9 protein-coding genes and 1 pseudogene are annotated in these 10,578 nt (G+C 40.7%); 2 read left to right on the top strand and 8 right to left on the bottom strand.

Translation table 11 applies throughout. The features are described from left to right. Positions 1-132 precede the first annotated feature (132 nt). The 3 genes and pseudogenes from ACGF5R_RS22815 to ACGF5R_RS22825 all read right to left on the bottom strand — a co-directional run bounded on the left by ACGF5R_RS22815 (position 133) and on the right by ACGF5R_RS22825 (position 3,445). On the bottom strand, positions 133-1,797 hold the full coding sequence (locus ACGF5R_RS22815; protein WP_118986603.1) for an RNA-directed DNA polymerase: 1,665 nt from the start codon (positions 1,795-1,797) through the stop codon (positions 133-135). A 345-nt stretch (positions 1,798-2,142) separates the two neighbouring features. Further along, positions 2,143-2,413: pseudogene (locus ACGF5R_RS22820) on the bottom strand (RNA-dependent DNA polymerase); the annotation flags it as partial. Between the two features lie 498 nt (positions 2,414-2,911). Continuing rightward, complete coding sequence (locus tag ACGF5R_RS22825; protein WP_112895396.1) at positions 2,912-3,445, bottom strand: single-stranded DNA-binding protein; 534 nt, start codon at positions 3,443-3,445, stop codon at positions 2,912-2,914. A 234-nt stretch (positions 3,446-3,679) separates the two neighbouring features. On the opposite strand from ACGF5R_RS22825, the gene uvrA reads away from it, so the two are divergent. Beyond that, on the top strand, positions 3,680-6,514 hold the full coding sequence (gene uvrA, locus ACGF5R_RS22830; RefSeq protein WP_387692874.1) for an excinuclease ABC subunit UvrA: 2,835 nt from the start codon (positions 3,680-3,682) through the stop codon (positions 6,512-6,514). 118 nt (positions 6,515-6,632) lie between these two features. Here uvrA and ACGF5R_RS22835 read toward each other — a convergent pair whose 3' ends face one another. The 3 genes from ACGF5R_RS22835 to ACGF5R_RS22845 form a co-directional block, all read right to left on the bottom strand. Beyond that, positions 6,633-7,571, bottom strand: a complete 939-nt coding sequence (locus ACGF5R_RS22835; RefSeq protein ID WP_387692876.1) for a pseudouridine-5'-phosphate glycosidase — start codon at positions 7,569-7,571, stop codon at positions 6,633-6,635. Beyond that, positions 7,546-8,661: a PfkB family carbohydrate kinase gene (locus tag ACGF5R_RS22840; protein WP_262980640.1), complete on the bottom strand. Its 1,116-nt coding sequence runs from the start codon at positions 8,659-8,661 to the stop codon at positions 7,546-7,548. Before ACGF5R_RS22840 ends, ACGF5R_RS22835 begins: the two co-directional genes overlap by 26 nt. A 478-nt stretch (positions 8,662-9,139) precedes the next feature. Next, positions 9,140-9,595 carry a GNAT family N-acetyltransferase gene (locus tag ACGF5R_RS22845; protein ID WP_387692878.1) on the bottom strand — a complete coding sequence of 152 codons (456 nt, stop codon included), beginning with the start codon at positions 9,593-9,595 and terminating at the stop codon, positions 9,140-9,142. 124 nt (positions 9,596-9,719) lie between these two features. Here ACGF5R_RS22845 and ACGF5R_RS22850 point away from each other — a divergent pair, with 124 nt between their 5' ends. Beyond that, positions 9,720-9,866, top strand: coding sequence for an IS3 family transposase (locus ACGF5R_RS22850; RefSeq protein ID WP_387692882.1), 147 nt, complete (start codon positions 9,720-9,722; stop codon positions 9,864-9,866). A gap of 12 nt (positions 9,867-9,878) precedes the next feature. On the opposite strand, the gene ACGF5R_RS22855 is transcribed toward ACGF5R_RS22850, so the two are convergent. Then, on the bottom strand, positions 9,879-10,220 hold the full coding sequence (locus ACGF5R_RS22855) for a colicin immunity protein (RefSeq protein WP_387692880.1): 342 nt from the start codon (positions 10,218-10,220) through the stop codon (positions 9,879-9,881). A 1-nt stretch (position 10,221) separates the two neighbouring features. Further along, positions 10,222-10,470: a colicin E5-related ribonuclease gene (locus ACGF5R_RS22860; protein ID WP_387692884.1), complete on the bottom strand. Its 249-nt coding sequence runs from the start codon at positions 10,468-10,470 to the stop codon at positions 10,222-10,224. Between the last annotated feature and the right edge of the window lie 108 nt (positions 10,471-10,578).

Genomic DNA, 10,578 nt, shown 5'->3' on the forward strand with positions numbered 1-10,578 from the left:
AATGCCTTTTTGGAATTGAATCTGATTTTTAGCCATTTTCATTTACCTCCACACAGACTTATTTTGAGTATACGCCTATGGGAGCTGAATTTAAGTGATAATCAGGTAAATAAAAATACTTTAGGTTGAGCATCAATCATAGGTGGTAACCTCGTCATATAGATCAACAATCTTAGGAAACTTCCGTTCTGCTAACGGGCGATTATTATAATAGTGTGGCGTAGCCCTTCTAGCCGTATTCCTAAGCTTAATTGTCAATTTTTCAACTATTTTTTTTAATGAGTCTTGAGGCAAATCTTTAGTTGCAAGAAGAAAACTTCGTTGATGCCTGTTAGGCCAACTGGCATCAAATTGAGAGATTACCGGAATGAGTTTTTCCGTCTCACCAATACAAGACAAGTATATAAATACAGCCGCAACCTCTGGATCATTTGAAATTAAATTCAACCGCTCACATGCCGTCTCAATTAACTGGTCTGATTTAAAATTATGGTAGGCTAAAGTCAACCAGATATGATAGTTTTGCCACGAATGTATCGCAGAATCATGATCACATAGGAAATCTGTTATTTTTTCAAAATGTTTATCTAACGGCTGCAAAGCACAAATTAATCTACAGTATTGATCTGTAGAGGCTGGGTGATCGATAAAGGTACTTATAATCATATCAAGCAATTCTTCACCTAATGAAGAATGTACGTCAAAAACATTTGCATCAACAAGTTTTATCAAGCGGTTAACTGCAAATCGAAATTGTCTAGATTGTGTTTCTTGTCTCTCTATACAATCCTTAATCATTGCATGAATATACTTGGCAGATCTGGCAATAATTCTTCGATTCCGTGACTTCCACATATTATCTATAGTTATACTTCTATCATCAAGTGACGGAAAAAATTCTGCTACCAAATCCTTATCTGAATCAGATGTAAGTATTTTTGTTTTACTTGAATTGATGTTCATTCCAATAGTTCTTAATGCACCAATTAACTCAATTAGTGAACGCCTAGCACTACTTATATCTGGGCAAATTATTCTAATATCATCCACATAACGATAATAATCATAACCTAAAACAACCATTTTCTGATCGATAGAATTAAGCATGACATTAGCTATGAATGAAGAAGGATCTCTATTTTGTGGTAATCCGTGAAATTTACTGAACCCCCACTTGCAAAGTAATTCACAGAGTGTATTGATTGCATTTCTGATCTTTAATTTTTCCGCGCCATTTGCTTTCACCTGGGGGATTAGTAACTCAAAGCTTTCTTTGACTTTATCGATAGATATATTTTCAAAATAATTAAGAACATCTGTAGCCATCAAAGCTTTACTACTAGTGATTGCAGTATAGGTTACACCTTCAAAAGTTTGCCATAATTCAATCCTAGACTTAAAAAGGTACTTTTCCTTAGTTCTTTTTTTGTTATATCGATGCCCTAAAACTCGAGGCGAAAGTAATGGATCAAAAAAAGGAATTAAAAATGAACAAATTGCCTGATAAATAAATCTATCGTAAAAATCAGTTTCTAGAGAATATCTTATGCCAAGCCCTTTTTTGGGTATGTTACATAAATTTCGTAGATTCCCTTCATAGCGCCCATTACCTTCAAGCAGCAACTCCATTAGTACTTCTCTGAGATCATCCGCTTTTTCAAATAGGTCATTATAGGATAGAGGATCAGGAAACCAATCGTCTCTCATGTCCTGACGCATATGTGCAATCACCGCTTTCACATTTATTGGAAACGATAGTAGATGTTCTTTATCCCAGTCATTTTCATTATATGACATGTTAATCTCTTTAAACCTTATCAATAAGAATATATGATTTTATGAATTAACTAGATTAAACTGGCACTTACGATCTATCAGCTACTAAGTCGCAACCGATAATCCCGAGCTCTAACAAAACAGTCTGCGATTAACCACTTGCTTAACCTATTCCCTATGAGCTCTTGGGATAACGTGAAGCGCTCATGAGCACCTCTTCTTAAAACATCTTATGGCTATAGAGTGTCTACCAAACCTGTCGCGATTCATTAGCCATGCACTACCAGAGTTCAATCATAATGTAAACTCCCTGCACTGTGCGTTGTATATGACACTATGGTGTAGGTCAAATTAGTTAACAACGGTTATGTGTGTGCGTCTGCAAGATTTGGGTTTATACGAACTTGAGTTCACAAGCTGGATTAAGATTAAGAATCCTGTCCACACTCATTCCATCTAACATATTATTATTTACGCCTCTTGTCATTGCTCCCTGATTGGAATAAATATTGGCGTAAACCTGCACCCAAAGATCTTTGTTGCTACACATAATTTTATGTAATTTCTTGATCTTGCAACCTTGTGTACTGGCTTTGCTTATACCACTCAGAGCATTGAGTGTTCTTTGTGATAGCACTGACTATCGAACCTCGCATCTGTTAGTATTTACCCAACTGACTCCCCTTCCCCTATTGGTTAATTATCTAACCAACTTAGGTAATCCCGCATTTCTTTGTAAGCAAGATGCATCCCACTTAGGTTTCATTTACGTTCAATTACCACTCTCACCGAGCAGGTACCAATATTATTGGATATAGCAACCTTCTAACAATAATCACTATAAATATTGGTATGACTCCTGAATAACCGTGAGTCAAAGATGTCCCGAAACCCACTATGAACTATGATTCAACCAATCAGGCTTAACCATATGGGATTTGCAATGGCTGGCGCAAAGTAGGTTATTTCCCCGCAACCAGCCTTTTCCTGACATACTGCACTTTCCTCCCTCTTTCGAGGGTTCAAACCCATTACTGGGTAAGGATTAGTCAGGCTCGCAATAGGCATTCCAACAGCCTATGATTATCACATCTAAACATGATAACCAATTGTTTTACAAAGAAAAGTGTCGCACTTAAAACGGAATATCATCATCAAAATCCATTGGTGGCTCATTGCTTTGTGGAGCAGAGGATTGAGCAGGACGCGAAGGAGCGCCGCCGCCGCTGAACTGCTGAGATTGTTGCTGTGGTTGTGGCTGCTGTGGCTGTCCCCAACCGCTGCCTTGTGGTTGGCTATCCTGGAAACTACCACCACCAGCACGACTTCCCAACATCTGCATGGTACCACCCATGTTTACCACCACTTCTGTGGTGTAACGCTCCTGACCGTTCTGATCCTGCCATTTGCGGGTTTGCAGAGAACCTTCAATATAAACCTGTGAACCTTTACGCAGGTATTCACCCGCGACTTCCGCCAGTTTGCCAAATAAAACAACCCGGTGCCATTCAGTCTTCTCTTTCATCTCGCCGGTCTGTTTATCTCGCCAGCTTTCAGAAGTCGCCAGAGTAATGTTAGTCACTGCACCGCCGTTTGGCATATAGCGGACTTCCGGGTCTTGCCCCAGGTTACCGATTAAAATAACTTTGTTTATGCCTCTGCTGGCCATTGGGAATACTCCTGATGAAATGAATTTCTACAATTATTAAGCAACACAGTTTAACATGCGACGCTAAAAATGAAACGCAACCGCTTTAAAGCAGACTTTGCGAAGCTTACCGTAATTTAATTCCGTACTTATTACATTATTTCACTTAAACACTGTATATCTAATCAGTCAACTCTGTGTAATAATAACTCACTTATTTAATTATGCACGTATGAATAATCCGGGAAATGATTCATGGATAACATCGAAGTTCGGGGCGCACGTACCCACAATCTCAAAAATATCAATCTGATAATTCCCCGAGACAAGCTGATCGTTATCACCGGTTTGTCCGGCTCAGGTAAGTCTTCTCTGGCATTTGATACGCTTTATGCCGAGGGGCAACGTCGCTATGTAGAATCGCTTTCAGCTTATGCGCGCCAGTTTCTGTCACTGATGGAGAAACCCGATGTTGACCATATTGAAGGATTATCCCCGGCCATTTCTATTGAGCAGAAATCCACGTCCCATAACCCACGCTCAACCGTAGGGACTATTACCGAAATTCATGATTATCTGCGTTTGCTGTTTGCCCGCGTAGGTGAACCTCGTTGCCCAGACCACAATATTCCATTGACGGCACAAACTGTTAGTCAGATGGTAGATAATGTGCTAACACTGCCAGAAGGTCATCGCCTGATGTTGCTGGCGCCTATCGTCAAAGAGCGAAAAGGCGAGCATACTAAATTGTTGGATAATCTGGCAGCACAAGGTTATATCCGCGCCCGTATTGATGGTGAAGTCTGTGATCTATCCGATCCGCCGAAATTAGAATTACAGAAGAAACACACCATTGACGTGGTCATTGATCGCTTTAAAGTTCGTGCCGATCTGGCACAACGCCTCGCTGAATCTTTTGAAACAGCGCTGGAACTTTCAGGCGGCACCGCTATTGTCGCCAATATAGATGATAATACAGCCGAAGAGCTGATTTTCTCCGCTAACTTTGCGTGTCCTGCATGTGGCTACAGCATGAGTGAACTGGAACCTCGCCTATTCTCTTTTAACAATCCTGCCGGTGCTTGCCCAACTTGTGATGGTTTAGGTATTCAGCAATTTTTTGATCCTGATAGAGTCATTCAGAATGGTGATATCTCCCTGGCCGGTGGTGCAATTCGTGGCTGGGATCGCCGTAATTTCTACTATTTCCAGATACTATGTTCATTGGCAGAACATTATAAATTCGATATCGAAGCACCCTTCAATTCCCTCGGCACCAATATTCAGAAAGTGGTGTTGTACGGTTCCGGTAAACAATCCATCGAATTTAAATACACCAATGACCGTGGTGATACCACAGTGCGTAACCATCCGTTCGAAGGTGTACTGCATAATATGGAACGCCGTTATAAAGAGACGGAATCCACCGCCGTTCGGGAGGAACTGGCGAAATATATTAGTAATCGTTCATGTATTTCCTGCCACGGAACTCGTTTACGTAAAGAAGCCCGTTACGTATTTATTGAGAATACCACTCTGCCGGAGATCTCTGATTTCAGTATCGGCCATGCGATGGATTTTTTCCAAAACATTAAACTCAGCGGTCAACGTGCACAAATTGCTGAAAAAGTACTGAAAGAGATCCATGACCGTCTGAAATTCCTGGTTAATGTTGGTCTGAATTATCTGACGCTCTCCCGTTCTGCCGAAACTCTGTCCGGGGGCGAAGCTCAACGTATCCGCCTTGCCAGCCAGATTGGTGCAGGTTTAGTGGGAGTGATGTATGTACTTGATGAACCTTCTATCGGGTTGCACCAACGGGATAATGAACGCCTGCTGGAAACGCTAATCCACTTGCGCAATCTGGGAAATACCGTGATTGTGGTTGAGCATGATGAGGATGCCATCCGGGCGGCCGACCATATCATTGATATCGGCCCCGGTGCAGGTGTTCATGGCGGTGAAATCGTCGCGGAAGGCACAGTTAAAGACATTATGGTGAGCAAAGATTCACTAACAGGTCAATTCCTGAGTGGAGAGCGTGAAATTACCATCCCAGAGAAGCGTATCCCGGCAGATCCGAAAAAGGTGCTGAAACTGATCGGAGCGAAAGGTAATAACCTGAAAAATGTGACGTTCAATCTGCCAGTTGGGTTATTTACCTGTATTACCGGGGTTTCTGGTTCCGGTAAATCGACGTTAATCAATGATACGCTGTTTCCAATTGCCCAACGCCAGTTAAATGGCGCAACCAATATCACCCCTGCGCCTTATATCGATATTCAAGGGCTAGAGCACTTCGATAAAGTGATTGATATTGACCAAAGCCCGATTGGCCGAACTCCCCGCTCTAACCCGGCAACTTATACCGGCGTATTCACACCCGTCCGTGAATTGTTCGCTGGCGTACCTGAATCACGCGCCCGTGGTTATACACCCGGACGATTCAGTTTTAACGTCAAAGGTGGGCGCTGTGAAGCTTGCCAAGGTGATGGCGTTATTAAGGTAGAAATGCACTTCTTGCCTGATATTTATGTCCCTTGCGATCAGTGTAAAGGTAAGCGTTATAACCGTGAAACACTGGAAGTCAAATATAAGGGCAAGAATATCAATGAAGTATTGAATATGACGATCGAAGAAGCGCGTGAATTCTTTGATGCAGTTCCTGCTCTGGCCCGTAAACTGCAAACCCTCATGGACGTTGGCCTTTCTTACATCCGTCTGGGTCAGTCAGCAACAACGTTATCAGGTGGTGAAGCGCAGCGAGTAAAACTGGCACGCGAACTATCCAAACGCGGAACTGGGCAGACGTTATATATTCTCGATGAGCCAACAACAGGTTTGCATTTTGCTGATATTCAGCAGCTATTAGCCGTTCTGCATCAGTTACGCGATCAAGGGAACACCATTGTGGTTATTGAACATAACCTTGATGTGATTAAAACCGCTGACTGGATCGTGGATCTTGGCCCAGAAGGCGGTAGCGGTGGTGGTGAGATTCTGATTTCTGGTACACCAGAAGAGGTCGCCGAATGTGAGACATCACATACTGCGCGTTTCCTGAAACCTATATTGAAGAAAGAAAAATAATTTGCAAACAGGGGCGATTTAAGCCCCTTTATTCCTTCTGGCGACGACTCCTCAAGCCTTCGAGGTAGACCCCATTTAACCAACTTGAGGATGGAACTTAAAGCATAACACCGTTGTTTTACCCACGGTTTTCCCAATAACAACAAGCAATTTTCGCTGCTAGTTCAGCATTATTAAGTACCAACTGAATATTGGCAGACAGACTATCCCCCCCAGTTAACTCAGCCACTCTGGATAACAAAAACGGCGTACATGCCTTTCCGCTCACCCCCTGTTCAACGGATTCACACACCGCTTGTTCGATCACAGCGTTGATCTCCGCTTCCGGCATGGCGTATGGCTCAGGGATAGGATTGGCAATCACCAAACCGCCCTGTAATCCAGTATTCCATTTTACTGCCATCGCCTGAGCTATCTGTTCTGGAGAATCCAAACGAATATTAACGGGAAATGGACTGGTACGACAGAAAAACGCCGGCAAAACATGAGCCTGATAGCCAATTAATGGTACACCGTGAGTTTCAAGATATTCTGTTGTCAGGCCAAGATCCAAAATAGATTTAGCGCCAGCACAGACTACCGCGACACTGGTTTTCGCTAATTCCTGTAAATCGGCAGAAATATCAAAAGTCTGTTCCGCTCCACGGTGCACACCACCAATACCGCCAGTAGCGAAGATTCTAATCCCGGCCATAGCAGCAATAATCATGGTAGAAGCAACCGTCGTCGCGCCATTTTTTCCGGCCGCGATAACAAAGGGTAAATCACGACGACTGACTTTAGTTATCTTGTCACCTTCTCTAGCCAAAAACTCTATTTCTTCATGCGACAGACCTGCTTTCATAATCCCATTGATAACAGCAATTGTTGCAGGAACAGCACCATTTTCCCTAATTTTCTGCTCAACTTGTAGCGCAGTCTTTACACTTTGTGGATAAGGCATTCCATGAGCAATAATGGTAGATTCCAGCGCCACAACTGGCCGGTTATTCTCTAAGGCCTCTGTAACTTCCGGGGAAATATCCAAATATTCATTGGTAATAGCATGATTTTTCATAAAATTGTAATTCCAACAGTTTTTGGACACTGCCATTTGACAGATTTGGATTATTGGTAAATTCGCAAGAAAGTGTGAGTGCAGAGCATCCTTGAGCAAAGCGAACACTTTCCGCCAACGTCATATTTTCTAGCCAGCAGTTCACCAGTCCAGCCATCATGGCATCTCCGGCACCTGTTACATTGACAATCTTGATATTGATGGGAAGTGACCAGCCGGCCACACCATCGCTTTCACTAAAGTAGACACCCTCTACGCCCATGCTGAGTACTAACCGCTGCACACCTTGATCGTGAAACCACCGCGCCACTGCCGGGACATCGGTAGGTTGTGTAATTTTCATTCCACTCAGCGCTTCCGCTTCCAGACAATTAGGTTTTAAGGTGTGGATATAGGAAAGCCAGTTTTTAATCTTAGGTGCTTTAAATGCGGATACTGTATCCACAAATACCGGCACCGTTCCGGCATTAGTCAACAACCAAACCAAAGTTTCTTCAGATAAATTGCAATCAATAACCAGTACGCCGGCGTGCTGAATAAGATCACAATGATTCGCTAACAACGATGGCGTCAGTTTTTCCAAAATATGCATGTCATTGATGGCGACTAACATCTCACCACCGTCATCTAATAAGGAGACATATGTCGAGGTATTTTCACCATAAAGCTTATAGCAGTAGTCGATATTAACGCCTGCGCATCTGGCCTGATCCAGTAAAGTGCTACCATAGAAATCATCGCCAACAACAGAAATAAGATGACATTCTTTACCTAATAACGTGATATTTTGGGCAATATTTCTGCCTACACCACCAGGGGTACATTTTATTTTTCCTGGGTTAGAATCTTGATAAATGAGTTTATTTGATGTATAACCGCAAACATCCATATTAATAGAGCCAACCGCTACTACATAATTGTGGTCAGATAAAATATAACCTTTCCCTTTTATATATCCCTTATTCATTAAATTCATAATATGACCAGCAACCCCCGAGCGACTTATACCTAAAACGTCGGCAATTTCCTGCTGTGGAATCAACGGATCTCGTCTCAGAAGTTGCAATATTTGTTTTTCCCGATTCGTCATTTTTGGACACTTGTTTGTTCTTAAACACACGTTTGTTTTATGTGTTAAAAGCAAAACAGTAAAGCAGGATTTTTTATTTTACAATGAAGTTGGGATAACGATCGTAAGAGTATATGACTGGATTACCAACACTATTTTATGTGATAACCATCAAGTTAAATCCTACTGGAATAACCCTTCCTCCAGCATATTAAGAATCGGCTAGTGTTTTATACTAGAAATAGATTTAATAAAACAAAGAAATAAGAAAAATCTTATTGGAAGCTAACAAATGTTTGGGTATACCTTGAAATGATGAAAATTACTTTTCGCCATCTGAAACATGTTTCATAAAAAAGTGATCTGTTTCACAATAAATAGCGAAAGCTAGATCATACTCAAAGAGTCCGTACATTATTCTGTATATTGATACGATAAATTGTTCTCTACATCTATGCATTCCTTATTTATAATTGAAAAATAAGTTGATTTAATTACATTAAATTTTATTTTTCTTATAAATATCAGGACGAACAATTTGCCAAACAAAATTATCTGATTTTACCGGCGAATAACCCGTCTTTTCATATAACCAAGGAGCTGTGGTAGTAACCAGCATAATTCTTCTGAGCTTTATTATTTGAGGATGATCCAGACAACATTCCATCATCCAACGTGCTAATCCTAACCCCTGATAATCCTCCAAGATAAAAACATCACATAGATAACCAAAGGTCGTGAAATCAGTCACAATACGCGCAAATCCTATCTGTTGGGAATCTTTGTACAAACCAAAATTTAAGCTATTTTCAATTGATAAATTCACAGTTTCTTTATCAATTCCTTCTGCCCAACTCGTTTTTTCCAGAAACTGATGAATCAAATTAATATCTAATTCATGTTTATCCGTAGAAATAATATAACCATTCTTTTCCCAACGATGTAACTTTTCCATTTGGCTTCCTCTCAAGCAAAACGATGTTAATCAGCACCCAATCAAAGAGTATTCAAAAAGACTTATCGTAGCTAATTTTTAGTAATTATTTCAGTAAACAAACTCAAAAAAATAATGATAATATATTCTCTATTACAACCACGATAAGATCAAGTCTAATTTGAAAGGACTAAGCCCTACTCAGCATAGAGCTCAGTCCTTCTTTATCCCTAGTCCTTACTTGACATATCGGGATCAATTCAAACAAGGTAGCTACTTTATACTCTGGTGATTAACATGTAAGTTACCGTTTTTTGGCTATAGTAATAATAAATACATTATGCCCACTCTTTTCATCTTCCTTGATATTTTCTATAGCTTCTTTATTATTTTTTTTCACCTTTTCTAAGTCATTCTCCGGATTCATCAATCCATCCCAAATAGCATCTAACCTAGCCTCAAATTTTCCGGTGTTACGATGCCAAATAAACCCTTCAATACGTGAAATTACTAAATTCTTATTAGTGGCAATTTCACAGACTCCAATCGCCGCTTGGGGTGTTAACTTCATTACCACACTTCCACCTAAGGTAAAAAATTCATTAGGATTAGTATAAACACGCAACTTATCTATAGATATACTCATTTTATTTACTCCATTTAATTCGACTATCAGCATTCCAACCAGAATCCGTTTTATCAGCTATTTGAGTAACCTCTCCCGTTCTATCGTTTACTACTATATATCCATTCGGAGGAGTACCATATACTGTCGCTGTATCATTCCTTCCTAATTTATCTGGCGTTTTATTAGGTCGACGATTATCTGTTGATTTTCCAGTTGATCCTTTTGCAACAATGTCTTTAATATCTTTTTCAGTCCATCCACGACTCAGGGTGAGATCTCACATTTTTAATAAGGTTATTTTAGTTAAATAAAAATCAGGATATGACTTTTTATAGGCATTTCTCTCATTAAAACGTTAAGATCTCTCTCTTCCATA

This window comes from Photorhabdus sp. RM71S, from assembly GCF_042879355.1.
GTDB lineage: Bacteria > Pseudomonadota > Gammaproteobacteria > Enterobacterales > Enterobacteriaceae > Photorhabdus > Photorhabdus kayaii.

Bases quoted from the DNA above. Each gene is read 5' to 3' on its own strand.
- ACGF5R_RS22825 (WP_112895396.1), bottom strand. From the start codon at position 3,445: ATGGCCAGCAGAGGCATAAACAAAGTTATTTTAATCGGTAACCTGGGG.
- ACGF5R_RS22815 (WP_118986603.1), bottom strand. From the start codon at position 1,797: ATGTCATATAATGAAAATGACTGGGATAAAGAACATCTACTATCGTTT.
- ACGF5R_RS22835 (WP_387692876.1), bottom strand. From the start codon at position 7,571: ATGAAAAATCATGCTATTACCAATGAATATTTGGATATTTCCCCGGAA.
- ACGF5R_RS22855 (WP_387692880.1), bottom strand. From the start codon at position 10,220: ATGAGTATATCTATAGATAAGTTGCGTGTTTATACTAATCCTAATGAA.
- ACGF5R_RS22845 (WP_387692878.1), bottom strand. From the start codon at position 9,595: ATGGAAAAGTTACATCGTTGGGAAAAGAATGGTTATATTATTTCTACG.
- uvrA (WP_387692874.1), top strand. From the start codon at position 3,680: ATGGATAACATCGAAGTTCGGGGCGCACGTACCCACAATCTCAAAAAT.
- ACGF5R_RS22840 (WP_262980640.1), bottom strand. From the start codon at position 8,661: ATGACGAATCGGGAAAAACAAATATTGCAACTTCTGAGACGAGATCCG.